Source organism: Streptomyces sp. ERV7 (genome assembly GCF_001653515.1).
In the GTDB taxonomy this organism is placed as follows: domain Bacteria; phylum Actinomycetota; class Actinomycetes; order Streptomycetales; family Streptomycetaceae; genus Streptomyces.
The window spans coordinates 507,842-532,877 of sequence record NZ_LYOY01000029.1 but is presented as its reverse complement, the minus strand read 5'-3'; the positions used below and the strand labels follow the sequence as shown (position 1 = coordinate 532,877).

19 protein-coding genes and 4 pseudogenes are annotated in these 25,036 nt (G+C 71.3%); 7 read left to right on the top strand and 16 right to left on the bottom strand.

What is annotated here, in order from left to right; all coding sequences use genetic code 11:
• Positions 1-27: 27 nt before the first annotated feature.
• Entirely contained in the window at positions 28-1,350 is a 1,323-nt protein-coding gene (locus A8W25_RS08715) for a diaminopimelate decarboxylase (protein ID WP_067158380.1), read from the bottom strand.
• Between the two features lie 114 nt (positions 1,351-1,464).
• Here A8W25_RS08715 and hutU point away from each other — a divergent pair, with 114 nt between their 5' ends.
• On the top strand, positions 1,465-3,126 hold the full coding sequence (gene hutU / locus A8W25_RS08710) for a urocanate hydratase (RefSeq protein WP_067158377.1): 1,662 nt from the start codon (positions 1,465-1,467) through the stop codon (positions 3,124-3,126).
• On the opposite strand, the pseudogene A8W25_RS08705 reads toward hutU, so the two are convergent.
• Positions 3,080-5,542: pseudogene (locus tag A8W25_RS08705) on the bottom strand (alpha-N-acetylglucosaminidase); the annotation flags it as partial. The gene hutU and the pseudogene A8W25_RS08705 sit on opposite strands and share 47 nt — an antisense overlap.
• Before the next feature lie 142 nt (positions 5,543-5,684).
• Here A8W25_RS08705 and A8W25_RS08700 point away from each other — a divergent pair.
• Entirely contained in the window at positions 5,685-6,080 is a 396-nt protein-coding gene (locus tag A8W25_RS08700; protein ID WP_107470640.1) for a hypothetical protein, read from the top strand.
• 87 nt (positions 6,081-6,167) lie between these two features.
• Here the strand turns inward: A8W25_RS08700 and A8W25_RS08695 are convergent, their stop codons facing one another.
• The 6 genes and pseudogenes from A8W25_RS08695 to glnII form a co-directional block, all read right to left on the bottom strand.
• Complete coding sequence (locus tag A8W25_RS08695) at positions 6,168-7,691, bottom strand: DUF1996 domain-containing protein (RefSeq protein ID WP_067158375.1); 1,524 nt, start codon at positions 7,689-7,691, stop codon at positions 6,168-6,170.
• 99 nt (positions 7,692-7,790) lie between these two features.
• Complete coding sequence (locus tag A8W25_RS08690) at positions 7,791-8,936, bottom strand: methyltransferase (protein ID WP_067158373.1); 1,146 nt, start codon at positions 8,934-8,936, stop codon at positions 7,791-7,793.
• Positions 8,937-9,115: 179 nt separating this feature from the next.
• Positions 9,116-9,697 (bottom strand): annotated as a pseudogene (locus A8W25_RS33900) (LuxR C-terminal-related transcriptional regulator); the annotation flags it as partial.
• Between the two features lie 50 nt (positions 9,698-9,747).
• Positions 9,748-11,023 (bottom strand): annotated as a pseudogene (locus A8W25_RS08680) (sensor histidine kinase).
• 217 nt (positions 11,024-11,240) lie between these two features.
• Entirely contained in the window at positions 11,241-11,825 is a 585-nt protein-coding gene (locus A8W25_RS08675; protein WP_067158369.1) for a winged helix-turn-helix domain-containing protein, read from the bottom strand.
• 361 nt (positions 11,826-12,186) lie between these two features.
• Positions 12,187-13,224 carry a glutamine synthetase gene (gene glnII, locus A8W25_RS08670; RefSeq protein ID WP_067158368.1) on the bottom strand — a complete coding sequence of 346 codons (1,038 nt, stop codon included), beginning with the start codon at positions 13,222-13,224 and terminating at the stop codon, positions 12,187-12,189.
• Positions 13,225-13,431: 207 nt separating this feature from the next.
• Between glnII and A8W25_RS08665 the strand changes: the two genes are divergently transcribed.
• Positions 13,432-14,361, top strand: a complete 930-nt coding sequence (locus tag A8W25_RS08665; protein ID WP_067158366.1) for a Gfo/Idh/MocA family protein — start codon at positions 13,432-13,434, stop codon at positions 14,359-14,361.
• Between the two features lie 9 nt (positions 14,362-14,370).
• Here A8W25_RS08665 and A8W25_RS08660 read toward each other — a convergent pair whose 3' ends face one another.
• Complete coding sequence (locus A8W25_RS08660; RefSeq protein WP_067158364.1) at positions 14,371-14,844, bottom strand: hypothetical protein; 474 nt, start codon at positions 14,842-14,844, stop codon at positions 14,371-14,373.
• A 203-nt stretch (positions 14,845-15,047) separates the two neighbouring features.
• Between A8W25_RS08660 and A8W25_RS08655 the strand changes: the two genes are divergently transcribed.
• Positions 15,048-15,572, top strand: a complete 525-nt coding sequence (locus A8W25_RS08655) for a carboxymuconolactone decarboxylase family protein (RefSeq protein WP_079125906.1) — start codon at positions 15,048-15,050, stop codon at positions 15,570-15,572.
• A gap of 13 nt (positions 15,573-15,585) precedes the next feature.
• Here A8W25_RS08655 and A8W25_RS08650 read toward each other — a convergent pair whose 3' ends face one another.
• Entirely contained in the window at positions 15,586-15,945 is a 360-nt protein-coding gene (locus tag A8W25_RS08650; RefSeq protein WP_067158362.1) for an arsenate reductase family protein, read from the bottom strand.
• A 127-nt stretch (positions 15,946-16,072) separates the two neighbouring features.
• On the opposite strand from A8W25_RS08650, the gene A8W25_RS08645 reads away from it, so the two are divergent.
• Positions 16,073-16,354: a hypothetical protein gene (locus A8W25_RS08645; RefSeq protein ID WP_067158360.1), complete on the top strand. Its 282-nt coding sequence runs from the start codon at positions 16,073-16,075 to the stop codon at positions 16,352-16,354.
• 59 nt (positions 16,355-16,413) lie between these two features.
• Here A8W25_RS08645 and A8W25_RS08640 read toward each other — a convergent pair whose 3' ends face one another.
• The gene (locus A8W25_RS08640) at positions 16,414-17,682 is read right to left on the bottom strand and encodes a phospholipase D-like domain-containing protein (RefSeq protein WP_067158358.1); all 1,269 of its coding nucleotides are present in this window, start codon (positions 17,680-17,682) and stop codon (positions 16,414-16,416) included.
• A 224-nt stretch (positions 17,683-17,906) separates the two neighbouring features.
• On the bottom strand, positions 17,907-19,316 hold the full coding sequence (gene glnA, locus A8W25_RS08635; RefSeq protein ID WP_067158356.1) for a type I glutamate--ammonia ligase: 1,410 nt from the start codon (positions 19,314-19,316) through the stop codon (positions 17,907-17,909).
• Between the two features lie 242 nt (positions 19,317-19,558).
• Here glnA and A8W25_RS08630 point away from each other — a divergent pair, with 242 nt between their 5' ends.
• Complete coding sequence (locus A8W25_RS08630; RefSeq protein WP_079125904.1) at positions 19,559-20,026, top strand: RDD family protein; 468 nt, start codon at positions 19,559-19,561, stop codon at positions 20,024-20,026.
• Positions 20,027-20,250: 224 nt separating this feature from the next.
• Here the strand turns inward: A8W25_RS08630 and A8W25_RS08625 are convergent, their stop codons facing one another.
• The 4 genes from A8W25_RS08625 to lipB all read right to left on the bottom strand — a co-directional run bounded on the left by A8W25_RS08625 (position 20,251) and on the right by lipB (position 23,351).
• Positions 20,251-20,949 (bottom strand): DUF4191 domain-containing protein, encoded by a 699-nt coding sequence (locus A8W25_RS08625; RefSeq protein ID WP_067158352.1) that lies wholly within the window; start codon positions 20,947-20,949, stop codon positions 20,251-20,253.
• Positions 20,950-20,968: 19 nt separating this feature from the next.
• Positions 20,969-21,172, bottom strand: coding sequence for a hypothetical protein (locus A8W25_RS08620; protein ID WP_067158350.1), 204 nt, complete (start codon positions 21,170-21,172; stop codon positions 20,969-20,971).
• A 279-nt stretch (positions 21,173-21,451) separates the two neighbouring features.
• Positions 21,452-22,426, bottom strand: a complete 975-nt coding sequence (gene lipA / locus A8W25_RS08615; protein ID WP_067158348.1) for a lipoyl synthase — start codon at positions 22,424-22,426, stop codon at positions 21,452-21,454.
• Positions 22,427-22,553: 127 nt separating this feature from the next.
• Positions 22,554-23,351, bottom strand: coding sequence for a lipoyl(octanoyl) transferase LipB (gene lipB, locus A8W25_RS08610; protein WP_067158346.1), 798 nt, complete (start codon positions 23,349-23,351; stop codon positions 22,554-22,556).
• 208 nt (positions 23,352-23,559) lie between these two features.
• Between lipB and A8W25_RS08605 the strand changes: the two are divergent.
• A pseudogene (locus tag A8W25_RS08605) lies at positions 23,560-25,026 on the top strand (regulator); the annotation flags it as partial.
• Positions 25,027-25,036: the final 10 nt, after the last annotated feature.

The window sequence follows — 25,036 nt, the reverse complement described above, 5'->3', positions numbered from 1 at the left end:
AGTCCGGGCGTGAAGTCCGGGCGTGGGCTAGAGCAGGGCGTCCGGGGTCGGGCCGCCGGATTCTGCCACTATGGCCGCCACCGACTGCGGCTCCCGGACCACCGCGAAGCGGACGCCCGACGGGGACGCCGTGAAGCCGTAGACGCCCGGTCTGGCGAGGCTGTTGTACGCGTAGTGGTGGGCGAAGTAGTACGCCCCGGTGTCCAGCACCGCCGCGTAGTCCCCCTGCTCCAGACGCGGCAGCAACCGGGCCTCGGCCAGCAGGTCCCCCGCGAAGCAGGCCGGGCCGGCCACGTCCTGGACGACGGGCGGACCGGACTTGGGGCGGCCCTTCGGGCCGTACGCGGCGATCCGCAGCGGCCAGGACGCGGGCGCGTACACCGTACGGGCCGCGATCTGGACGCCCGCGTGGGTGACCGCGATGGCCCGCCCCCCGGACGTCTTCGCGTACTCCACCCGCGCCAGCACCGTCCCGTGCCTGGCGAGCAGCGAGCGGCCGAACTCGGTCACCAGCGCGTACGAGCCGTCGAAGAGCCCGGGGACCTCGGTGCGCAGCAGCCGCGCGTACTCCGCGTACGTGGGTCGGTCCTCGTCCGAGGCGAAGTTCACCGGCAGCCCGCCGCCGAGGTCGACCGTGTCGATCTGCCGGCGGCCCACGCGCGCGTTGACCTCCTCGGCCAGCTCGTACGCGGCCCGCACCCCCTCGGCCATCAGCCCCAGCGGCACCCCCTGGGAGCCCGTGTGGGTGTGCAGCCGGGTGAGCCAGGGGCGGTCCGCGTACGCCCGCACGACCCACTCCCGCGCCCCCTCGTCCCGCAGCGCCACCCCGAACTTCGAGGTCGCCGTCGCCGTCGAGAGCGCGCCGATGGACCCCGCGCCCAGCTGCGGGTTGACCCGCAGGCCGAGCGGCGACGCGGTCGCGGCGGAGGCGACGAGCGCGTCGAGACGGGCCAGCTCCTGGGGGTTGTCGGCGTTGACGGCGATGCCGAGCGCGAGCGCCTCGCGCAGCTCGGCGGGGGTCTTGGCGGGGGAGTCCAGGACCGTGCGGCCGGGGCCGATCCCGGCGGCGCGGGCCAGCGCCAGCTCGCCGGGGCTGGCGACCTCCGCGCCCAGCCCCTCGGACGCGAGCAGGCGCAGCACGGGCACCAGCGGGCACGCCTTGACGGCGAAGGCGTGCAGCACGGGCGCCTCGGTCACGGCCGCGAAGGCCGAGGTCAGCGCGGCTGCGGCGGCCCGGATGCCGGTGACGTCGAGGAGCGCGGCGAGCGGGGTGTCCGGGCCGACGAGCCCCTGCTCCACGGCCGCCCGCACCGCCTGGTCGCGGCGCGCCGCCGCCTCCGTGTCGGTCATGGAATCCAGCCAAGCACCAGGTGCGCCGACGCGCAGACGTACCAAGGTATTGACTAGTTCTATTCAGAAAGACAGGATGTGAATATCTGAGTCACGTCGTGAGGAGGCCTCGCCATGTCAGGACCCCGCCCCGTACGGGCACCGCGCGGTACGGAACTGACCACCCTGGGATGGCAGCAGGAAGCCGCCCTTCGGATGCTCCAGAACAACCTCGACCCCGAGGTCGCCGAGCACCCCGACAAGCTCGTGGTCTACGGCGGCACCGGCAAGGCCGCGCGCGACTGGCGCTCCTTCGACGCGATGGTGCGCACGCTGCGCACGCTCAAGCAGGACGAGACGATGCTCGTCCAGTCCGGCCGCCCGGTCGGTGTGATGCAGACCCATGAGTGGGCCCCGCGCGTCCTGATCGCCAACTCCAACCTGGTGGGCGACTGGGCGAACTGGGAGGAGTTCCGCCGCCTGGAGCAGCTGGGTCTGACCATGTACGGCCAGATGACCGCGGGCTCCTGGATCTACATCGGCACCCAGGGCATCCTCCAGGGCACCTACGAGACCTTCTCGGCCGTGGCGGCGAAGAAGTTCAACGGGACGCTGGCCGGGACGATCACGCTCACCGCCGGGCTCGGCGGCATGGGCGGCGCGCAGCCGCTCGCCGTGACGATGAACGACGGCGTCGCGATCTGTATCGACGTCGACCCGCGCGCCATCGAGCGCCGCATCGAGCACCGCTACCTCGACGTGAAGGCCGACAACCTGCGGCACGCCCTTGAGCTGGCGGTCGAGGCGCGCGACGCCCGCCGGCCGCTCTCCATCGGCCTGCTCGGCAACGCGGCGGAGCTGCTGCCGCAGATGCTGGCCGAGGGTGCGCCGGTCGACATCGTGACCGACCAGACGTCGGCGCACGACCCGCTGGCGTACCTGCCGGTCGGCGTCGACTTCGACGACATGGCCGCGTACGCGGCGAAGGACCCGGCGGGCTTCACCACCCGCGCCCGGGAGTCCATGGCCCGGCACGTCGAGGCGATGGTCGGCTTCATGGACGCGGGCGCCGAGGTCTTCGACTACGGCAACTCGATCCGCGGCGAGGCCCAGCTGGCCGGGTACGACCGGGCGTTCGCGTTCCCCGGCTTCGTCCCCGCGTACATCCGCCCGCTCTTCTGCGAGGGCAAGGGCCCGTTCCGCTGGGCGGCGCTGTCGGGCGAGGCGTCCGACATCCACAAGACCGACAAGGCGATCCTGGACCTGTTCCCGGAGAACGAGTCGCTGCACCGCTGGATCAAGATGGCGGGCGAGCGCGTCCACTTCCAGGGCCTGCCCGCGCGTATCTGCTGGCTCGGCTACGGCGAGCGGGACAAGGCGGGCGAGCGCTTCAACGACATGGTGGCGTCCGGCGAGCTGGCGGCCCCGCTGGCCATCGGCCGCGACCACCTCGACTGCGGCTCGGTGGCCTCCCCGTACCGCGAGACCGAGGCGATGCTGGACGGCTCCGACGCGATCGCGGACTGGCCGCTCCTGAACGCCATGGTGAACGTCGCCTCCGGCGCGTCCTGGGTCTCCCTGCACCACGGCGGCGGCGTCGGCATGGGCCGCTCCATCCACGCGGGCCAGGTCACGGTGGCCGACGGCACGGCGCTGGCGGGCGAGAAGATCCGCCGCGTACTGACGAACGACCCCGGGATGGGCGTCATCCGGCACGTCGACGCCGGATACGACATCGCGGAGTCGGTCGCGGACGAGCGGGGCGTGCGGGTGCCGATGCGGGAGGGTGAAGCGTGACGGGGGGCACCCGCCAGCGCACCGAGCCCTCGCCCGCCGCCGGGATGTGCCGCAGACGCGTGGCGCCCTCCGGCTCGGCGTCGAGCCCGCTGAGCGCGAAGTCGACGCGGCCGGTCGCCCGCAGCCCGTTGAGATTGCGCAGCACCGCCGTCACCGTGCCGGTGGAGCCGGGCGTGAAGCTCACGGGGTCGGCGGTGACGGTCACGGCCCCCTGGTAGGGGGCGCTCGCGAGGGCGTCGTGGACGCGCAGGGCCGTCCGGTACGGGTCGCCGGTCGCCCGTACCGGATACGCGCCCGACTCCCGCGTCCACGCCTCCTCGCCCACGTACCAGTCGAAGGCCCTGGGCGCCCGCCCGGCCGCCAGGGCGTCGGCCAGCTCGTCCAAGTAGGCTCGCCACTGCGGGAAGTGAAGGTCCGTCAGCAGGCCCTGCCAGTCGCGGTCCGCGTAGTTGCTGAGGTTGTTCGCCGCCGGACGGTCCGCCCAGGTGGTGATCAGAGTCCGTGCCGTCCACTCCAGCCGGAGCGCCTCCTGCGGGCTCGTCGCGAACCGCTTGGCGTCCTCCAGCCAGGGCCCGAGCAGGAACGCCCGGTGGCAGCCCGCCATCTCGTCCGCCAGCCGCATCAGCTTCAGCCACAGCGCGCTGAGCACCCCGAAGGCGGCCCGGTCCTTGCCCTGGTAGGCGGTCCGCAGCTGCGGCAGCAGCAGCCGCGAGCGGTCGGCGAGCGCCTGGCGGGCGATATCGGTGAGGTCGTACGCGTAGGCGTCCGAGCCGCGCAGCGAGGGCCGTACGGCCAGCAGTTCGGCGAAGGCCCGGTCGAAGCGGGCCGACTCGAAGGCGGTGGTGACGGAGGCGGTGACCGAGGGCCGCCGGGTGAAGAGCGAGTCGACGGGCCGCCCGTCGGCGGTGGTCAGCCGGTAGGCGGTGGCGGCGAGCGCGGCGAACGCCTCGCGCGCGTGGCCGTCCTCGCGCCCGTAGCGCACGTCCGCGTACGTACGGAACCAGTCCTCGCGGTCCACCGGCTCGGCCCGCCAGGCGAGCTCGCTGAACAGCTCGAAGGCGGCGGGGTCGCGCTCGGCGGACTCCGGCATGTACGCGGTGCCGGCCAGGGTGCTGCCCGGCCGGTCGCGCCACTCGGTGAACTTCCCCGTCCAGCGGTGGGTGTTGGCGCCGAGCGTGGTGCGGCCGCCGAAGTTGGGGATGGTGCCGAAGGCGTACGGCGCGCCGCCCCAGTCCTTCTCGCGGTCGGTGACCGTGGCGAGGTCGGAGAGGCCGTCGACGATCAGGATCCGGGACTTGTCGACGGCGGCCAGGACGTCCGGGCGGGGGTTGTTCTGCCAGCCGAGTATCACCCAGGTGGCTCCGGGCCGGGCGGTGTGCAGGGCCTTCTCGACGGCCCGGGCGGCGTCGGCGACCGGCACGTCGCCCGGGGTGCCGCCCTCGTGCAGCAGATCCATCTTGACGTACCGCGCCTCGCCGAACAGCTCCTCCTGGTGGCGGTAGAAGGCGGCCGCGACCTGCGGGAACACCTCCGTGCGCGGGTCGAGCCAGTCCGGGCGCCGCAGCCCGTTCCAGCCGCCCTGCGGCACCACCCGGGCGCCCGGATTCCGGTCGGGGAAGCCGTCCGGGACCGTCCCGAAGTAGCCCGGCAGCACCGGCCGCATCCCCAGCTCGCGCAGCCGGGCGGTGACCCGCGCGCCCAGCTCGGCGCGCCGCTCGACCAGGGCGGGGGAGAGCGGGCCGCCGTATCCGCTCATGTTCTGCAGCAGCCACCACGGCTGGTGCGAGGGGGCGGGCAGCCAGGCGCGGGCCTCCTCGTCGGTGTACCCGAAATCGAGCAACAGCCGGTGGTAGACGGCTTCCTGACCGGGCGTCACCAGTACCTCGTTGCAGCCGTGCAGCGCCAGCACGTCGATCAGCCGCTCCCAGCGCGGCCAGTCGGCGTACGGGCCGGTGTAGCCGTCGTGGGTGTCGTTGAGGGCGAACCGGTGCGGGACGGTGGCGGCGCGCTCCACCGGCCGCTCGGGCGCGGGCAGCCGACCCGGCAGGTCCAGTTGGCTCCCCGCCCAGGTCAGATGGGCTTTGCAGGTGTACTTGAGGTACCAGTGCAGCCCGGTCAGGGCGGTGGCCGGGCCGGTGGCGGCGATCTCGACGCGCCCGCCCGAACCGGTCACCCGGAAGCGGTCGGGGCCGCCGTCGGGCAGCGCGGTCAGCCGCACCTGGTCGGCGTGCCCGGGCAGCAGCCGCACGAGCGCGTCCCGGGCGGGCCCGGTGTCAAGCGGGGGTGCAACCGCGGAGGGTGCCGGGGCCGCGTGCGCGGGAGTCACCACCCCGACGGCGGCCCCGGCGCCGACGGCTCCCGCGGTGCTCAGCACCGTACGTCTGGAAGGGTTCGAAGGGCTCGACTGCTCGGCCATGGGCTCGACGCTCCTCGTGTCGCTGGGGTGACAACAGGCGCGTGCGGAGCGCACGTTAACGGCGGGGCGGGTATCGGGCAACGGGGCCACTGAAATGGCCAAATGCCCACGGGAAGGGGGTGGTTGAAGGCACGATGGAGGTATGCGCACCCTTGTACGAACGGCCCTGGCGGCCGCGGTCGTGACCCTAGCCGCGGGCTGCGGCGGGGGCGGCCACGACGCGCCGAAGACAGCCGGCGGAACCCTCGAACAGATCGCGGCCCAGGCCGCCTGCAAGCCGAAGATCTCCACCAACGCGGCCGAGCTGCGGCAGGCCAACTGCGACACCGCGGACGGCCGCTACGTCCTGGCGACCTTCGCCACGGACCGCGGCCAGCGGGAGTGGATCAACGGCGCCAAGGACTACGGCGGCGCCTATCTGGTGGGCCGCAAGTGGGTCGCCGTCGGCGACGAGAACGTGGTCAACGCGCTGCGCGGCCGGCTCGGTGGGAGTGTCGAGACCGGGACCAACCATTCCGGACACCACCACATGAGCTGACCGCGCAGGGGATGCTCCCCCGGGTGGGGTGACCCGGGGGAGCCAATCAGGGGGAGCGGGTTTCCAGGCGCGTGCGCGCCCTGGCTGTCAGGCGCAGCTGCGCCCCGTGTTGATGCAGGTCACCGCCTTCCTCATCAGCGAGTCGCTGAAGACGTTGATGAAGTCACCGTGATCGGTGACGGGCTTGTGGAGCTGCTCGGGGAACGAGTCGACGGCGAATCCGGGGCCCGGCGGCACGGCGTACACGATCCGCTGCTGCAACTGCGGGATCGCCTTGAAGCCGCGCGGGCACGCACCGTTCCTGCCGGTGAAGGCGACGTGCGTCCGGTGGTTCGCGCTGTCCGTGTTCTTTCCGTCCCAGCAGCTCTGGAAATTGAAGGTGCGGACGACTTTGCTGCCCTGGGGACAGATCGGGTATTTGTCCTTGAGCTGGCGGTTCTCGAATCCGGTGCAGCTCCAGGACGCGTTGGCATTCGCGTTGCCGTTGGTGAAGGCCTTGGCGTCACCGGTGATGATCCGCAGAAAACGCGGCATCGCGGTGACCTTGCTGACCGGATTTCCGGCGAACTTGATGGTGACCTGGACGGGCGTCTGGATCTTTCCGACGTTCTTGTCCTTGCCGCCGCCGTCCGCGTTGGCGTCGTTCTCGTTCTGGCCGTTCTGCAGACGCACCACGGGCCAGTAATACGTGGACTTGTCGCCCTGATTGCGGCAGCTCGTACCGCCATTGGCCAGATCGGCGTCGCTGGCGAAGGCGTCGTTCGCCTGGTTTCCGACATAGTCGTGCATATGGTGGGCGCCATTGCTCACACCGGGCGCGACGATGACGTTGTCGGGGTTCCGTTTGGCGTTCTGGTTCACGCCGCAGCTGCTGGTGAAGAGCCCCGTCGAGCCGTTGCGCTGGGTGCGGGGGGCTTGAACGTTCGGCCGTACGGACCGGATGTCGACGAAGTCCCTCTTCGAGGGGCCGTTGCCGACGTTCTGGCCCTGGCCCTGGTTCTGTCCCTGGCCCTGACTTTGGTTCTGGCCCTGGTTCTGGCCTTGGTTCTGGTCCTGACCAGGCCATTGCCCCTGGCCCTGCTGCTGGTTCTGACCCTGAATCTGCCCGGCCGCCTGGCCGGTTCCCTGGCCGCCCGTGCCGTTGTCATCCGCGCGCAGGGTGCAGGGTGCGAGCCCCTGCATGGCCTGCGGCCGCTGCCCGCCACTGCGGCCGACGGCCACCGTGATCCGGTCGAGCGACGCCGTCCGCTTGTCCTTCAGCGGATCCAGTACAGCCTGTTGGGCATAGCCGGGATCCCGGTCGACACGGTCTTTGTTCGAGGCGAACTTCTCGTATGCGTCGGTGATCTGCGTATCAATGGCGGCCAGCTCCCGGTCCACCTCGGGGCGGGCCGAATCCGGCACGTCCGGGAGACTGTTGGACACATCCGGGCAGTCGATCGTCGACACATTCGACACCGGGGCGGCCCGGGTCTGGGCCTTCCCCGGGTCGTCACTGGCCGAGGCGTACACATTCACCGCGACAAGGCCGCCCCCACCGATGAAGAGTGCCGCGGCGGCCATCGTCATCCGCCGGGGGAAGGTCGGCCGTTTTCGTATTGAGCGTCCCATGGAACTCCTTCGCTTGAAGCAGCGCGTCGTTCCATACGCATGGGGCGCGTGGGGCGTTCAACGCCCCGACTAATTCGTAGGTATCTCCAGGAACACAGGTCAGCGCTTGACCGCGCGCAGCACGACGAACTTCGGGTCGCTGGCGATGAGTTCGCTGTTGCCGAAGAGCCGCTCCAGCTTGAGGTGGTAGCCCAGGTGCCGGTTGCCGACCACCCACAACTCGCCGCCCGGGCGCAGCGCTTCGCGCGCGTCCGTGAACATCCGCGTGGAGGTGCGGTCCGTGGTGGCCTGATGGGTGTGGAACGGCGGGTTGTTGAGCACCAGGTCGGCCGTGCCCGGCGGGAACCCGCTCAGCCCGTCACCCAGGCGGAACTCGGCGTCGGCCTCGCGGGCCGCGCCCGCGCAGAGCCGGAAGGTGGCCCGCGCCGAGGCGATCGCCTGGTGCGACTCGTCGGTGAACACCACGTTCGCCGCGGGGTTGGCGAGCGCCGCCGCCGTCCCCACGATGCCGTTGCCGCAGCCGAGGTCGATGACCCGGTCCGGGCCCGTACGCGTGGGCATGTGCTGGAGCAGGAAGCGGGTGCCGATGTCGAGGCGGTCGGCGCAGAACACGCCCGCGTAGTTGGTGACGGCGAGCCCGGAGGCCGGGCCGATGCCCATCTCCAGGGAGTACGTCAGCGGCCACGGGTTCACCGGCCGGGCCCGCTGCGGGTCCGGCTCGCAGAAGATCAGCCGGGCCTTCTTCTCGGCCAGCGAGGTCTTCGTCGGGCCGAGGAGCCGCTCGAAGAGGTTGAGCGTGGAGGTGTGGATGTCCTTCACCATGCCGGTGCCGACGACCACGGTGCCCGCGTGCACGGCGGGCGCGAGCCGGTGCAGCTGGTCCTCCAGGAGGGCCAGGCTCTTCGGTACGCGCACCAGCAGCACGTCCACCCGGGCGGGCGGCTCGTCGTGGGTGGAGAGCAGTGTGACGGCGTCCTCCGCCACCCCCGCCCGCGCCAGGTTCGCCCGGGTCGCCTCCTGGCCGAGGAAGGACTCGCTGATCTGGGTGAGCGAGCCCGCGCCCCGGGCCGCGAGGGCGGTGGTCAGGGCGCCCCACCGGTCACCGAGGGCGACCACGGCCCCCGAGAGGTCCGTGTTCTCCAGGTGCCGCAGCAGATACTCGTCGGCGGCGTCCCAGGCCCGCAGCTGGTCGCGCGGGTCCTCGGGAAAACGGGTCAGCTCGTACTCGCCCCAGGGCGTGGTCACAGGGTTCATGGTCCGGCCAGGCTAACCCGCCGGGGGGCGCGTCCCGCGCCATCCACGCGTGGACGACGGGGCTGGGGGCCGTCCGTGGAGCCCCTCGCGCCCCGGGCTGCCCCTCAGAACCTGTCTTTGAACCCCCGCCTGCGCCCCGACGCCCGGCACGCACCGCACCCGCGAAGCGTTCAGCCCCGCTCCAGATAAGCCAGCACCGCCAGCACCCGCCGGTTGTCGTCGTCGGAGACCGGCAGCCCCAGCTTCGCGAAGATGTTGGACGTGTGCTTGGCGATCGCCCGCTCCGTCACCACCAGCTGCTGGGCGATCGCCGCGTTGGACCGCCCCTGGGCCATCAGCTCCATGACCTCCAGTTCACGCGGAGTGAGCCCGGCCACCGGCGACTCCCGCACCTTGCGGGACAGCAGCTGCGAGATCACCTGCGGATCCATCGCCGTGCCGCCCCCCGCCACCCGCCGCACCGCGTCCACGAACTGCTCCGCGTCGAAGACGCGGTCCTTCAGCAGATAGCCGATCCCGCCGTTCCCGTCGGCCAGCAGCTCGCGCGCGTACAACTGCTCCACGTGCTGCGACAGGACCAGGACCGGCAGCCCCGGCCGGGCCCGCCGCGCGGCCAGCGCGCACTGCAGGCCCTCGTCGGTGTGCGTGGGCGGCAGCCGTACGTCGACGACCGCCACGTCCGGGGCCGACTCGGCCAGCGCCCTGGTCAGTTCGGGCCCGCTCTCGACCGCCGCGACTATCTCGAAGTCGTACGCCTCCAGAAGCCGTACGAGCCCGTCGCGGAGCAGGAAGAGATCTTCGGCTAGGACAACGCGCAAGGAATCTCCATGGTCACCATGGTGGGGCCGCCCACGGGACTGCTGACGGCCAGGACGCCGTCGAATGTACCCAGTCGCCGCTCCAGGCCGCTCAGCCCGGACCCGCCGCCCACCCGTGCCCCGTGCCCCGCCCCGCCCGTCGTCCGTGACCGAGATGCGCAGCGCCCGGTTCTCGTAGCTGAGGTCGACCCAGATCCGGTCGGCCCCGGCGTGCTTGACCGCGTTGGTGAGGAGCTCGCTGACCGCGAAGTACGCGGCCGACTCGACCGGCGCCTCGGCACGCCCGGCGGGCAGCGCCACGTCCACCTCGACCGGCAGCGGCAGCCGCAGCGCGAGGGCGCGCACCGCGTCCCCCAGGCCCCGCTCGGCGAGGACCGGCGGGTGGATGCCCCGGACCAGGTCGCGCAGTTCGGTCAGCGCCTCGGCCGAGGACTCGCGCGCCTTGGCGAGCAGCGCCTTGGCCTGCGCGGGGTCCTTCTCGATCAGCGCCTCGACCGTGCCCAGGCTCATCCCCACGGCGACGAGCCGCGCCTGCGCCCCGTCGTGCAGATCGCGCTCGATGCGGCGCAGCTCGGCGGCCGAGCTGTCCACGGCGTCGTGCCGCGTCTCGGTCAGACGCTCCACCCGCAGGGCGAGCGCCTGCTCGCGGGTGGGGGAGAGCAGCGACCTGGCGATGGCGAAGTCGGCCCGGATCAGGGCCGGGTTCACGAACAGGCCGATGAAGGCGTACACGAAACCGAGGACGGCCGCCAGATTGGCCGTGGACTGCGAGGTGATGTGGACGAAGGTGAACCACAGGCCGCCGCCCGCGTTGTCGATCGGCTCCCAGACGCCCGCCGCCAGCACCGTGCCCCAGACGCTGTAGAGGAGCAGCGCGGGCGCCAGCACGGCGATGAGGGCGCCCGCCGTCATGTCGGCGAACAGCCACTCCAGGTCGCGCCAGGTCGCCGGGTCCTTCAGGAGCAGCCCGCACCGCTCGACCGCGCCGGGCAGCCCGGCCCGCTGCTCGCGGGGGAGCGAGCGGTACGGCACGGCGATCTCCATCCCCAGCCACTCCTGGGCGAGGGAGCGGCGCCGGTTGGCGTACGCCCGTACCGCGTCGAGCGCGGCCGGGGTGGTGATGACACCGACGCCGATCGGGATCAAGGAGATCGAGACGACGGTCAGGGTGAACAGGAGGATCCCGACGGCCATCGAGCTCGTCGCCAGGCCGAACCCCCGGCCACCGGCGAGCAGTCCCGCCCTGATGCGTGTCACCATCGTCGTCGTCCCCCTTCAAGGGCCCCGCGTGCTTGCGGACCCCAGTCTCGCCGCCCCGCGAGGGTGCGGTCACGGGGCCGGTCCCCCCAGCGGGGGTGTACCTGGCAACACCCCCTGACCTCGTATCCTGCCTTCCGCCGCGAGCCCGGCCGTACACGAGGGCGCCCCCGGCACGGACGAAGCGTGCCGGGGGCGCCGGATGCGGTGCGCGAGCGGGTCAGGGTGCGTACTTGTACCCGACCCGGCGGACCGTCCGGATCGCGTCGCGGTGGCGGGTGCCCAGCTTGCGGCGCAGCCGGGCGACGTGGACGTCCACGGTGCGGCCGTCGCCGACGTGGCCGTACCCCCACACCGTGGTCACCAACTGGTCGCGGGTGTGCACCCGCTGAGGGTGCGCCACCAGATGGGCGAGCAGCTCGAATTCGAGGTACGTGAGGTCGAGCACCCGCCCGTCGACCTCGGCGGTCCGGCGGACCGTGTCGATGCGCACGAGTTCGTCGCCGACGGTCTCCGCCTCCGGCTCCTCGGCCACCACCGGGTGGGACGCGGCGGCGAGCAGCGGCTGCTGGTCGGCCGGGACGAGCACCAGATAGCCGACCATCGGCGGCCGGCCGGGCAGCGCGGGCAGGGTGTGCTGGGGCGCGGGCAGCCAAGTGGCGCCCGGCGGAAGGAAGTCGACGACCGTGCCGGTGGCGGCCACCTCGTCGCGGTCGACGGCACGGAGTCGATGCCGTCCCAAGGGTACGGGAGCGGGGCGGGCAGCGGTCGCAGCGGAGGCGGAGAAGGTAGGGGCGTTCGCCATGAGAGGTCAGCTCTTTCGCGCGGAGTCGTCGGCAGGGACGTACGTCGTTGCGCGCGGGCCGAAGGCCTTCGATGAGGGGAGGCTTTAGAGGGCCGGCGCGTTCATCGCGCGGCAACACACCCGGTCGAAGTCATGATCCTGACGAGACGGCCAGAACGGCTCCAGGTCGCTGCGACCTGTCGCGGGGTTCGGAAGGCTGGCCATGTGCTTATTGAACCAGATGCTCCCGGCGCCGAGCAGTGCCCTCCCACCCACTGATACGGAACCTTGGCGCAGGGTGACCGGAACTCGCCCTGCCGCAAAGCCCGGAGGGCGTCCACCGCGTGTGCGGTGGACGCCCTCCGGGACGGGTGCGGCCGGCTCAGACCTGGCCGGCCTTCTCCAGACCGGTGCAGCAGGTCTCGACGATCAGCCGGGTCACGACGTACGGGTCGACGTTCGCGTTGGGGCGGCGGTCCTCGATGTAGCCCTTCTTGTCCACCTCGACCTGCCACGGGATGCGCACCGAGGCGCCGCGGTCGGAGACGCCGTACTTGTACTGGTCCCACGGGGCGGTCTCGTGCAGACCGGTGAGGCGGTCGTCGATGCCGGCGCCGTAGTTCTTGACGTGGTCCAGCGGCTTGGAGCCCTCGCCGAGCGCCTCGCACGCGGTGATGATCGAGGCCCAGCCCTGACGCTCTTCGCGCATCGCCTTGGTGGAGAAGTTGGTGTGCGCGCCCGCGCCGTTCCAGTCGCCCTTCACCGGCTTCGGGTCCAGCGTCGCGGAGACGTTGAACTCCTCGGCGGTGCGGTAGAGCAGCCAGCGCGCGATCCACAGCTGGTCCGAGACCTCCAGCGGGCCGACCGGGCCGACCTGGAACTCCCACTGGCCCGGCATGACCTCGGCGTTGATGCCGGAGATGCTCAGACCGGCCGCCAGGCAGTGGTCGAGGTGCTTCTCGACGATCTCGCGGCCGAAGATCTCGTCGGCGCCGACACCGCAGTAGTAGCCGCCCTGGGCGGCCGGGAAGCCGCCGACCGGGAAGCCCAGCGGACGGGCGCCGTCGAAGAAGGTGTACTCCTGCTCGATGCCGAAGATCGGCTCCTGCGCGGCGAAGCGCTCGGCGAGCGGGCGCAGCAGCGCGCGCGTGTTGGACGCGTGCGGCGTGCCGTCGATGTCCAGGACCTCGCACAGGACGAGGAGGTTGTCGCCGCCGCGGATCGGGTCGGGGCAGGAGAAGACCGGCTTCAGCACCCGGTCGGAGGCGTGGCCCTCGGCCTGGTTGGTGGAGGAGCCGTCGAAGCCCCACACCGGCAGCTCGGTACCGTCCGGCACACCCGCGATGATCTTGGTCTTCGAGCGGAGCTTGGCGGTCGGCTCGGTGCCGTCGATCCAGATGTACTCAGCCTTGAACGTCACGGAAGCCATCCTTTGCGGGAGCTGCTGGTGGTGCGGGAGCCGCGGTGCGGCGGGGCCGTCGGTGCCGTGCGGGGCGTCCGAGGCTGTTGCGGGCAGCCTCACATCCCGGGATTTCCCGTCCGTTGCCCGTTTGTGAACCACGTGTTACTCAGGTTTCGTTCGTAACCCCCGGTACACCGGCCGGTACGGCCGAGCACACTGGCCGGTATGACCGACGCATCCGGTACCGCAGCCCGCCCCGCCCCCCTTCGCATCGGACTCCTCGGCACCGGCCCGTGGGCCGTCGCCGCCCATGCGCCCGCGCTCGCCGCGCACCCGGACGTCGAGTTCGCCGGTGTCTGGGGGCGCCGCCCCGAGGCGGCCGCCGCGCTCGCCGCCGAGCACGCCGTCCCCGTGTACGACGACGTGGACGCGCTGTTCGCGGCGTGCGACGCGGTCGCCTTCGCGCTGCCCCCGGACGTACAGGCGCCGCTGGCGGTACGGGCGGCGCGGGCCGGGTGCCATCTGCTGCTCGACAAGCCGGTCGCCACGGACCCCGGCCACGCGCGCGAGGTCGCGGACGCGGCAGGGCGGGCAGGGGTCGCCTCGGTGGTCTTCTTCACCCTGCGCTTCGCCCCCGGCCCGGCCGGGTGGATCGCGGACCAGGCCGGTCTTGAGGGCTGGTTCACCGGTCGCGCGCACTGGCTCGGCACGCTCTTCACCCCGGGCGCCGCGCCCAGCCCGTACGCCGCCTCGCCCTGGCGCCGGGAGAAGGGCGCGCTCTGGGACGTCGGCCCGCACGCCCTGTCGGTCCTGGTGCCGGTGCTCGGCGAGGTGACCCGGGTGACGGCCGCGCCCGGCCCCGGCGACACGGTCCACCTCGTCCTGCGCCACGCCTCGGGCGCCTCCGCCACGGCGACCCTCGGCTTCACGGCGCCCCCGGCCGCGGCGGGCGTGGGCGTGGAGTTCCTGGGCGAGCCGGGCGTGGTGGCGATGCCGGAGTCGGGCGGGGTGGAGGAGGCGCTCGCGGCGGCGCTCGACGCGCTGCTGCACGCGGTACGCGACGGGGTGCCGCATCCGTGCGACGCGGCGTTCGGGGCGCGCGTGACGGAGGTGCTGGCGGAGGCGGAGCGGCAGCTGGGCAAGGACGACCGCTGACCGCCCCGGTCACTTGATGACGGCGTTGGCCCCCGCGATGATCAGCCCGATCGCCGCGTCCGCGCCGCCGATGAGCGCGGCGGACCGCTTGCGGTAGCCCTCCCGCAGCGCGGCGAACGTGCCCCAGCCGAACAGCAGCGCCGTGTTGAGCAGCAGCCCGGCGCCGGTGACATCGCGCTCCGCCCACCCCGCGAACCCGGAGACGACGAGCAGCAGCACGGTGGGCATACAGGCGATGATCACCGGCCACTCGTCGGCGAGGGTGACACCGAGCCGCCGCCAGCGCCGGGCGCCCCCGTTCTGCCGGTGGGACGACATGTGGTGGGCGTAGGCGTGGGCGAGCGCGGCGGTGCCTGCGGTCACCAGGATCCAGGCGGCGTCGTAGAACGGGGTGTACGGCGTGCCCTCGCTGTGCAGCGCCGCGAGCAGCGCGCTGCTCAGCACCGTCCCGTACACGCCGCCGAACAACCAGTTCTGCTGCATGGGGGCTCCAGCGGTCGGGGGGGAAGCCTCCAAGGTAGGCGAGGTTTTCGGGCGAATCCTCCCCGTCAAGTACGAAACAAACCGACCAGAAGTATGACAACGAAACGGGGCGGACCGGCCTCGGGACCCGGCGGAATTGACCCATCTTTCTACCGGGGAAATGCACCTGTGGGCCGGTCGCCCGCCCCCGTAGATTAATGATCATGACGACGACGCAGATCGCCCCGAAGACCACCGGCATCAACGAGAACATCGCCCTGGCGGCCACCCGCAACCCCGTACGGATCGACTTCGCCAAGGCGAACCCGAAGGCCTTCAAGGCGATCATCGCCCTCAACATCGCGGCCACCGAGCACCTCGACCCCGCCCTGGTGGAGCTGGTGCAGATACGCGCCTCGCAGATCAACAACTGCGCGTACTGCCTCCACATGCACGTCAGCGACGCGCACAAGGCGGGCGAGAACCCGGAGCGCCTGCACATGGTGGGCGTGTGGCGCGAGGCCCCGCACTTCTTCACGCCGCAGGAGCGCGCGGCGCTCGCCCTCACCGAGTCGGTCACGCTGATCGCGGACGGCGAGGTGAGCGACGAGGTGTTCGAGGAGGCGGCCGAGGAGTTCAGCGAGCAGGAGCTCGGCGGGCTGCTGGCGCTGATCTTCACGATCAACACCTGGAACCGGCTGAACGTCACCGCGCGCAAGGTGGCGGGGACGGACGAGCGGGTGCGCTAGCCCCCGGCGGGCCTTACCGGGAGAGCGCGTCCCGTACCGCCTCCTCGGTGCGGCCCACCACCGCCGTACCGTCGTCCGCCGTGATGATCGGGCGCTGGATCAGCTTGGGGTGCGCGGCGAGCGCCGCGATCCAGCGCCCGCGCGAGCCGGCCTCGCGCGGCCACTCCTTGAGCCCGAGCTCCTTGGCGTCGGCCTCCTGGGTGCGCGTGATGTCCCACGGTTCGAGGCCGAGCCGCTCCAGCACGGCCCGGATCTCGTCCTCGGACGGCACGTCCTCCAGATAGCGCCGGACGGTGTACGAGGCGCCCTCCGCGTCCAGCAGGTCGACGGCGCCGCGGCACTTGGAACAGGCGGGGTTGATCCAGATCTCCATGGGGGACACGGTACCGCCGAGACGTCTGTGACCTGCTCAAAGACCCTTCCGCCAGCGGCGATTGTCAGTGCCGGGCAGTAAAATTGAGGCAGTTCGAGAGGGTTCCCGACCGCCCAGGAGGATGCCCATGGCCGCTGCCGTACTGACTTCGCGCGCTCCGCAACAGCTGTCCCTGCTGACCCTCAGAAAGGTGCCGCTCCCCGCCGGTCGCCCGCGGGTGTGGTACGAGACGCACAACAGGCGCCTCAAGGCGATGCGCCTGGCCATCGCGCTGCTCGACACGGGGGTGTACCAGCCGGAGCACGCGCCCGACCGCAAGATCCGGAGCACGGCGGAGCTGATCGGCATACACCCGCCGTCGGACACGACGTGCCGGATGGTCCGCGCGCTGATCCGCTCGGGCCGCTGACGGCACGGGTGCCGCGCCCCCGGGAAACCGGGGCGCGGCACCCTCTCCCCCCGGCCGGCTCAGCAGGTGGCGGCGGCCCCGTTGGCGGGCTGATGCGTGGTCGCGGCCCGCAGCTGGTTGAAGTTGGCGACGTACGCGTCGAAGACGCCGCCGTCCTCCAGCTGGAGCATGGTCTCGTCGCTCTGCCGCAGTGAGTTCCCGCTCCAGTTGTGACTGCCGGTCCACAGGACCTTGCGGTCCGGGGTGTTGTAGTAGTTCCCCTCCACGAGCAGGTACTTGTCGTGGATCCAGGTGGAGTCGGCCTGGCAGTAGTACCGGGCGATGACCCCGCCGTACACACTGGACGTCTTCTTCAGCAGCGTCTGGAGCGACTGCGTCTCCAGCGCGCTGTCCGGGTTGTACGTCTCGGACACCTCGACGTAGCACCCCTGCGCGTCGAGCTCGGCGAGCCGGTCGGCGAGGTAGGGGCGGCTGAAGATGGTCATGCTGACCCGGATCCGGGTGCGGTGGTTGTCGGTCGTGCCGTACTTGGCGTTGCCGAAGCACTTCACGTTGTCGAGCACGGTGGCGACGGTGTCCTCGGACGGGTCGTCGTAGGGGGAGCCGTTGCTCTCGGCGCGCGGATAGAAGTGCGCCTTGGCGTTGCCGGAGGCGACGGGGGGCCGCCCGGTGCGGTAGTAGTCGTTGTTGGCCCGCCGCGCTCTGAGATCGTCGAAGTACCCGTTGTAGGCGGCGTAAACGCCCTCGTTCCCCACCAGAACCAGGGCGTTGTTCCAGCCCTTGGTGCCGTCGCGGCCGAGGTGCAGATTGGCGGAGGACTGGACGACGACGTCCGGGGTGGAGCCGGTCCGCGAGAGCAGCAGGAACTTGTTGTGGTTGATGGCGTCGACGGTCCCGAGCGCCCGCGTACCGACGCATCCGCGCGCGGCCCCGCAGCTCATCACCCACGACCCCTTGGCCGTGTCCCCACCGAGCTCCGCCAGCAGGCTCTTGTACGGGGCCATGCCCACGGCCTTCTCGTCGAAGACCGCCTGCACCTCGACACCCCGCCGATGGGCGGCGACGAGCGCGTCCGGCAGGGCCGGGTCGTCGGCGTAGAACATGGCCAGCCGGATCCGCGCCCCCGCGGGCGCCCCGGCTATGAGCTCCACCTGCCGCGCCACGACGGCCTGCTGCTCGGCGGCGGTCCCGACGGGATTGTTGAAGACGGCCTCGGTCCTGAGCGGCACGGGGTCGTCGGCCGCGGCCGTACCGGCCTGGGCGGTGAGCCCCGACGCGAAGACGACGGCGGCCAGGGCGGCACTGCGGAGCGCGGGGCGCGAACGCAAGGGGGTTCCTCTCGAACGTGACCGGACCCGATCGGCCCCGACCGGACCTAATCGGACCCCATCGGGTCGCCACCTGATCGGCGGCTGCCCGATCTTGCCAAGAGGGGGCCGGGGAGGTCGAGTTCGGGTCCGTATCGCGTCCGGGTACGCCCACATGCCAGAGGCCCTGCCGCCCCCCGGAAGGGAGCGGCAGGGCCTCTCAAGCGTGTGGCACCCGGTCGGGCTTAGAGGTCGAAGTACAGCTCGAACTCGTGCGGGTGCGGGCGCAGCTGGATCGGGGCGATCTCGTTGGTGCGCTTGTAGTCGATCCACGTCTCGATCAGGTCGGACGTGAAGACGCCACCGGCCTGGAGGTACTCGTTGTCGGCCTCCAGGGCCTCCAGCACCGCCGGGAGGGAGGTCGGGACCTGGGCGACGCCCGCGTGCTCCTCGGGGGCGAGCTCGTAGAGGTCCTTGTCGATCGGCTCGGCCGGCTCGATCTTGTTCTTGATGCCGTCGAGGCCCGCGAGGAGCAGCGCCGAGAAGGCGAGGTACGGGTTGGACGACGGGTCCGGGGCGCGGAACTCGACGCGCTTCGCCTTCGGGTTCGAGCCCGTGATCGGGATACGCATCGCGGCGGAGCGGTTGCGCTGCGAGTAGACCAGGTTGACCGGGGCCTCGAAGCCGGGGACCAGACGGTGGTACGAGTTCACCGTCGGGTTGGTGAAGGCCAGCAGCGACGGCGCGTGCTTGAGGATGCCGCCGATGTAGTAGCGGGCGGTGTCCGACAGGCCCGCGTAGCCCTGCTCGTCGTAGAAGAGCGGCTCGCCGCCGGTCCACAGGGACTGGTGGACGTGCATGCCCGAGCCGTTGTCGCCGAAGATCGGCTTCGGCATGAAGGTCGCGGTCTTGCCGTTGCGCCACGCGACGTTCTTCACGATGTACTTGAAGAGCATCAGGTCGTCGGCCGCGGCCAGCAGCGTGTTGAACTTGTAGTTGATCTCCGCCTGGCCGGCCGTGCCCACCTCGTGGTGCTGGCGCTCGACCTGGAGGCCGGACTTCTCCAGCTCCAGAGAGATCTCGGCACGCAGGTCGGCGAAGTGGTCGACCGGCGGGGCCGGGAAGTAGCCGCCCTTGTAGCGGACCTTGTAGCCGCGGTTGTTCTCGACCGCACCGGTGTTCCAGGCGCCGGCCTCGGAGTCGATGTGGTAGAAGCTCTCGTTCGCCGCGGTGGCGAAGCGCACGCTGTCGAAGACGTAGAACTCGGCCTCGGGGCCGAAGTACGCCGTGTCGGCGATGCCGGTCGAGGCGAGGTAGGCCTCGGCCTTCTTCGCGATGTTGCGCGGGTCGCGGCTGTACTGCTCACCCGTGATCGGGTCGTGGATGAAGAAGTTGATGTTCAGCGTCTTGTCGCGGCGGAACGGGTCCAGGCGCGCGGTCGACAGGTCGGCGCGCAGCGCCATGTCGGACTCGTGGATGGCCTGGAAGCCGCGGATCGACGAGCCGTCGAACGCCAGCTCCTCGGCCGGGTCGAACGCCGTCGCCGGAATCGTGAAGTGCTGCATCACGCCGGGAAGGTCGCAGAACCGTACGTCGACCATCTTGACGTCGTTGTCCGCGATGTACTTCTTGGCGTCGTCGGCGTTCTGGAACATCCAACTCCTCCTACTCCCGTCCGGGGGAGACGGGGTTGTAGCTCGTGGTGCGGCCAGTGCGGTGGCACACGCTGGACCCGACCATAGGCAGACGGGATTTCTCAAGCGTGACCCGTTTGTTTCGCCCAAGTTAACCGGGGCCCCGGTAGGTGCCGCATCAAGACCCGTATAAATGGGATAAATCTGGGCCTCTGTCCCATCCCGGGGGCCGGGCTCCGTACACCGGCCGGTACCGTGGACGTGTGGACAACAGGCAAGCAATCGGATCGTGGCTCTCCGGGCCCAAGGCGGCGGCCGAGGAGATGGGCGTCGACTTCGGTTACCGCGGCGAGCAGCTCGGTCTGCCGGAGGAGGGGCCGGGCGCCATCGCCCCCCTGGGTCGGCGCTTCGGCGCCATCTTCATCGACTGGTCGGTGAGCGCCCTGATCGCATACGGGCTGCTCGCGCACCGCCAGCTCCACCTCACCAACAACTGGGCGCTCGTCGTCTTCCTGGTGATGAGCATCCTGACCGTCGGAACGGTCGGCTCCACCCCCGGCAAGCGCCTTCTGGGCCTGCGTCTGATCGCCGAGGGCGGCGGCCGCCTGAGCTTCCTCCGCTCCCTGCTGCGCAGCGTGCTGCTGTGCCTGGCGATCCCGGCCCTGGTCTGGGACCGGGACGGCCGAGGCCTCCACGACCGCCTGGCGCGAGCGATCCAGGTCCGGATCTAGGCAACCCGGACACGCACGGGAAGCACCGGGCACCAGGCACGCACGGGAACACCGCACACGCACGGGAAACAAAGGAAGGGGCCCGGCGGAACCTCTCGGTTCCGCCGCACGGGAAACAAAGGGAGGGGGCCCGGCGGACCCTCTCGGTTCCGCCGGGCCCCTTCCCGTCCGCCATCGGCCTCTCGGTTCCGCCGGGCCCCTTCCCGTCCGCCATCGGCGGAGCGTCAGCGCGCCTTTCCGCCGCGCGGCATCCGCATCCCCTTGGGCATCGGCCCCTTGGGAAGCGGCATATTGCTCATCAGGTCGCCCATCGCCCGCAGCCGGTCGTTGGCCGCGGTGACCTGCGGTCCCGCCAGCACACGGGGGAGCTTCAGCAGCGTGGTGCGGAGCTTCTTCAAGGGCACCTGGCCCTCTCCGTCGCCGACCAGAACGTCGTGGACGGGGACGTCCACCACGATCCGCGCCATCTTCTTCTTCTCGGCCGCCAGCAGCGACTTCACGCGGTTCGGGTTGCCCTCGGCCACCAGCACGATGCCGGCCTTGCCGACCGCCCGGTGCACGACGTCCTGGCTGCGGTTCATCGCCACCGCCGGGGTCGTCGTCCAGCCGCGGCCGATGTTCTGGAGCACCGCGGCCGCGGCCCCCGGCTGTCCTTCCATCTGCCCGAAGGCAGCGCGCTCGGCACGGCGTCCGAAGACGATCGCCATGGCGAGGAAGGCCAGCAGGAAGCCGAGAATGCCCAGGTAGAAGGGGTGGTCGATCCAGAACCCGAGCGCGAGGAAGACACCGAAGGTGACGATTCCCACTGCCGCGACGACGAGACCGACCTTCGAGTCGGCCTTGCGGGTCATCTTGTACGTCAGGGCGATCTGCTTCAGTCGCCCGGGGTTCGCAGTAGTGTCTGCGTTTTCCTTCCTCGCCATAAACCGAAGTTTACGTGGCCTAGGACCGACGGCTAGCCACGGCCTCCAGTACGTCCTGGGCCTCGGTCCTGTCCTTGGCCCTGCGGCGGTCTTCGAGGACCGCCGTCCAGGCGTTGCGGCGGGCCGTGCGCTGGCCCGCGGCCATCAGGAAGGACTCCATGGCACGCAGTGCGTCGGTGACGGACGGGAGCGCGGTGGCGCGTACGGTCGTCGCGGACTGCATCGTGAGGTCCTCCCTAGGACGGGAACAGCGCGGGGGCGTGCACGCGGGCGCACGCCGGGGGAGCGTGCGCGGTGCGTGAAGACAGCGTCACTGACTGGTGTTACCAGGGCGTGTCCGAACGGTCAAACGCCAATGAAACCTTGACGCGACCCGGTAAAACGCTGACGCGGCCCTCACGCACCCCCTACCTGCGAGGGATGTAAGGACCGCGTCGAATCGGCCATTACCGGCCGGTAGTACCTTGTGCGCGAATTCACACGTGCTGCCCGGTACGGAGGGTCACACGCCGACCGCGTCCTCCGTCGCCGCCTTCGCGCCCCGGCGCTCCATCGCCTGCTGGAAGAGCCGGCCCGCGCGGTACGAGGAGCGGACCAGCGGGCCCGACATCACACCGGAGAAGCCGATCTCGTCGGCCTCCTCCTTGAGCTCCACGAACTCCTGCGGCTTCACCCAGCGCTCCACGGGGTGGTGGCGCACCGACGGCCGCAGGTACTGCGTGATGGTGATCAGCTCGCAGCCCGCGTCGTGCAGGTGCTGGAGCGCCTCGCTGACCTCCTCGCGGGTCTCGCCCATGCCGAGGATCAGGTTCGACTTGGTCACCAGGCCGTAGTCGCGCGCCTGGGTGATGACGTCGAGCGAGCGCTCGTAGCGGAAGCCGGGGCGGATCCGCTTGAAGATCCGCGGCACGGTCTCGACGTTGTGCGCGAAGACCTCGGGGCGGGACGAGAAGACCTCGGCCAGCTGCTCGGGCACCGCGTTGAAGTCGGGCGCGAGCAGCTCGACCTTGGTGCGGCCCTCTGCGCGGTCCGCCGTCTGCGCGTGGATCTGGCGCACGGTCTCCGCGTACAGCCAGGCGCCGCCGTCCGCCAGGTCGTCGCGGGCGACGCCGGTGATCGTGGCGTAGTTCAGGTCCATGGTGACCACGGACTCGCCCACGCGGCGGGGCTCGTCGCGGTCCAGCGCCTCGGGCTTGCCCGTGTCGATCTGGCAGAAGTCGCAGCGCCGGGTGCACTGGTCGCCACCGATGAGGAAGGTCGCCTCGCGGTCCTCCCAGCACTCGAAGATGTTGGGACAGCCCGCCTCCTGGCAGACCGTGTGCAGCCCCTCGCCCTTCACCAGGGCCTGCATCTTGGTGTACTCGGGGCCCATCTTCGCCCGGGTCTTGATCCACTCGGGCTTGCGCTCGATGGGGGTCTGGCTGTTCCGGACCTCCAGGCGCAGCATCTTGCGTCCGTCGGGTGCGACTGCGGACACGACGTGCTCCCTATGACTTCGATTCTTCGGCGGACACCAGGGTACGCCCGTTATTTGTGTGGCATTACGTCTGGCCAACCCATGGCCAGAGGGGCGCATTCCCGATCCCGGGTGCGCCGGGGGCGTACTAGGCGGTAACCCGCTCGATCTCCCTGGGCGCCAGTTCCGCGTGCTCCAGGATGTCCTTGAGGTGCTTCTCGACGACCGGCAGGACATCGGCGATCGTGATCTCGCGGCCCAGTTCGTACGAGAGCGACGTCACGCCCGCGTCCCGGATGCCGCACGGCACGATCCGGTCGAACCAGGTGTTGTCCGGGTTCACGTTCAGCGCGAAGCCGTGCATGGTCACGCCCTTGGCGACGCGGATCCCGATCGCGGCGAGCTTGCGGTCCTCGCGGCGCTGGCCCGCGTTGGAGGGAGCGTACTCCGGGCCGTTCAGACGCGGGTCGAACTCGTCGTCGGTGAGCCGGGGGTCGAAGTCGAGGGCGAGGCCGCCGAACCCGGGGCGCTGCTCGACCGGGTCGCCGAGCACCCACACACCGCTGCGGCCCTCGACCCGGGTGGTCTCCAGGCCGAAGTCGGCGGCCGTACGGATCAGGGCCTCCTCCAGCCGGCGCACGTGCGCGACCACGTCCACCGGGCGCGGCAGCTTCTGGATCGGGTAGCCGACGAGCTGGCCCGGGCCGTGCCAGGTGATCTTGCCGCCCCGGTCCACGTCCACCACCGGAGTGCCGTCCAGGGGGCGCTCGCTGGGGTCCGTGCGCCGGCCCGCCGTGTAGACCGGCGGGTGCTCCAGGAGCAGACAGGTGTCCGGGATCTCGTCGGTGAACCGGGCCGTGTGCACCCGCCGCTGCTCGTCCCAGGCCTCCTGGTACTCGACCGCGTCGTCGCCGAAACCCAGTCGGACAAATCGCAGCTCGTTCACGCCCGGCTCCTCACCCAGTGCAGACATGCGCCCCAGCCACTGTACGACCGCGTTCGACGGCAGCGTGCGGCGGGCAGAAACGGCACCTCCTCACACGATCGGATGAATGCGGGGTGAAGGCGGCGGTCAGGGCGGTATTGACCGCTAAATTCCCCCCGTTCCATGAGGGCTGCCCGCTTGGCCCGGAAGGCAGGAGATCGCACAGCTGATGACGGAACGACCCGCGCAGCGCACACCCAACCGCCAGCTCGCCGCGCTCATCGCGGAAGCCGGGTTCTCCAACGCGGGCCTAGCGCGCCGCGTGGACCAGCTCGGCCTAGAACACGGCCTGGACCTGCGGTACGACAAGACGTCGGTGACAAGGTGGCTGCGCGGGCAGCAGCCACGCGGCACCACGCCCGCGCTGATCGCCGAGGTGTTCACCCGGCGCCTGGGGCGCAGACTCTCGGCACAGGACCTGGGGCTCGACGCCTGTGCGCCGGTGTACGCCGGGCTGGAGTTCGCGGCGACCCCGGAGGAGGCCGTCGACATCGTCAGCGGTCTGTGGCGCAAGGACTCCGGCAGCCATATCGAGCTGCGCAAGATCGCGTTCACCCCGGCCGGTCTCGTGGTGCCCAGCCGGGACTGGCTGATCGGGCGGGCCGACGAACGCGTCGGCCACGGCGACCCCTCCCCGCGCTTCGCGGGCGAGGCGGCGGCCGCCGCCCCGGGGCCGCGCATCCCCAGCCAGGGCCGCCCCAGCGTGCCCCGGCAGCGCAGCTCCGACCGGGGCCCAGGACAGCGCGTGACCAGCGGCGACATCGCCGCCCTGCGCTCGGTCGGGGAGCTCTTTCGCACCCTGGACCACGCCTACGGCGGCGGCCACGCGCGCCAGGCCCTGGTGCGCTATCTGGAGCACGAGGCCGAGCCGATGCTGCGCGGCAGCTACGGCGAGAACATCGGCCGCAGGCTCTTCGCGGCCGCCGCCGACCTCACCCGCCTCGCGGGCTGGACCTCGTACGACATCGCCGCGCACGGTCTGGCGCAGCGGTACTTCGTCCAGGCCCTGAGGCTGGCGCAGGCGGCGGGCGACCGGGCGTACGGGTCGTACGTCCTGGTCACCATGAGCCGGCAGGCCGTCTACCTCGGCCACGGCCGGGAGGCGGTCCAGCTGGCGCGGGTCGCCCAGCAGGGCGTCGGCTCCTCGGCACCGCCGGTGGTGCAGGCACTGCTGCACTCCGTGGAGGCGCGCGGGCACGGCGTGCTCGGCGAGATCCGGGCGTGCACAGCCTCGCTGGTGCGGGCGGAACGGGCGATGGAGGCGGCCCGGCCGGGCGACGAGGTGCCGCACTGGGCGCGGTTCTTCGACGACGCGCAGCTGGCGGACGAGTTCGGGCACTGCCACCGGGATCTCCAGCAGTACCGGGCGGCCGCGCAGCACGCCGAGCGCTCCTTGCAGCTGCGCGCCCCGGCGTACGCCCGCTCCCGGCTCTTCTGCCGGGTGGTGCTCGCCTGTGCCCGGCTCGGGCTGGGGGAGCTCGACCAGGCCTGTGCGCTGGCCGCGGAGGCGGCGCAGCAGGCGAGCGAGATGCGGTCGGTGCGGGCGATCGAGTACGTGCGGGACTTCGAGCGGCGGCTGGAGCCGTACCGCGACGCGGCGGCGGTACGGACGTACCGCGACCGGGTCGCCGCGCTCCCCGGTAGCC

Coding starts and splice junctions, on each gene's coding strand:
- A8W25_RS08715 (WP_067158380.1), bottom strand. CDS start 1,350: ATGACCGACACGGAGGCGGCGGCGCGCCGCGACCAGGCGGTGCGGGCG.
- hutU (WP_067158377.1), top strand. CDS start 1,465: ATGTCAGGACCCCGCCCCGTACGGGCACCGCGCGGTACGGAACTGACC.
- A8W25_RS08700 (WP_107470640.1), top strand. CDS start 5,685: ATGCGCACCCTTGTACGAACGGCCCTGGCGGCCGCGGTCGTGACCCTA.
- A8W25_RS08695 (WP_067158375.1), bottom strand. CDS start 7,691: ATGGGACGCTCAATACGAAAACGGCCGACCTTCCCCCGGCGGATGACG.
- A8W25_RS08675 (WP_067158369.1), bottom strand. CDS start 11,825: ATGGCGAACGCCCCTACCTTCTCCGCCTCCGCTGCGACCGCTGCCCGC.
- A8W25_RS08665 (WP_067158366.1), top strand. CDS start 13,432: ATGACCGACGCATCCGGTACCGCAGCCCGCCCCGCCCCCCTTCGCATC.
- A8W25_RS08660 (WP_067158364.1), bottom strand. CDS start 14,844: ATGCAGCAGAACTGGTTGTTCGGCGGCGTGTACGGGACGGTGCTGAGC.
- A8W25_RS08655 (WP_079125906.1), top strand. CDS start 15,048: ATGACGACGACGCAGATCGCCCCGAAGACCACCGGCATCAACGAGAAC.
- A8W25_RS08650 (WP_067158362.1), bottom strand. CDS start 15,945: ATGGAGATCTGGATCAACCCCGCCTGTTCCAAGTGCCGCGGCGCCGTC.
- A8W25_RS08645 (WP_067158360.1), top strand. CDS start 16,073: ATGGCCGCTGCCGTACTGACTTCGCGCGCTCCGCAACAGCTGTCCCTG.
- glnA (WP_067158356.1), bottom strand. CDS start 19,316: ATGTTCCAGAACGCCGACGACGCCAAGAAGTACATCGCGGACAACGAC.
- A8W25_RS08625 (WP_067158352.1), bottom strand. CDS start 20,949: ATGGCGAGGAAGGAAAACGCAGACACTACTGCGAACCCCGGGCGACTG.
- A8W25_RS08620 (WP_067158350.1), bottom strand. CDS start 21,172: ATGCAGTCCGCGACGACCGTACGCGCCACCGCGCTCCCGTCCGTCACC.